The organism is Streptomyces millisiae (genome assembly GCF_031845425.1).
GTDB classification, from domain to species: Bacteria; Actinomycetota; Actinomycetes; order Streptomycetales; family Streptomycetaceae; genus Streptomyces; species Streptomyces millisiae.
Window position 1 is genome coordinate 1 of the sequence record NZ_JAVREM010000412.1, and the last position, 392, is coordinate 392.

Here is a 392-nt window from a genome sequence, read left to right on the forward strand (position 1 = left end):
GTCGGCTGGAGGCGGAGCCGGAGATCCTGGCGCACGGGCCGACGGCGGTCCTGTACGCGATCAGCGACGCGGTGGTGGACCACTACATCGATGTGGCCGGGGAGCTCCAGGTGGACCTGGAGGAGCTGGAGACGGAGGTGTTCGCTCCGACGAGCGGTCCGGGCGGCTCGTCGAACACGGCGGCGAGCATCTACACGTTCAAGCGGCAGGTGCTGGAGTTCCGCCGGGCCACCGGTCCGCTGACGGCACCGATGACCCGGCTGGCGGGGGCGGGGGTGCCGTTCGTCCACACAGAGGCGCAGCCGTTCTTCCGTGATGTCGCCGACCATCTGACGCGGGTCAACGAGCAGGTGGAGGGGCTGGACCGGCTGCTGTCGGACATCCTCTCGGCC

General features: G+C 70.2%; 1 protein-coding gene. It reads left to right on the forward strand.

The window, feature by feature from the left end:
• A partial coding sequence (locus RNC47_RS37330) for a CorA family divalent cation transporter (RefSeq protein WP_311605324.1) occupies window positions 1-392 on the forward strand: 392 nt, incomplete at both ends.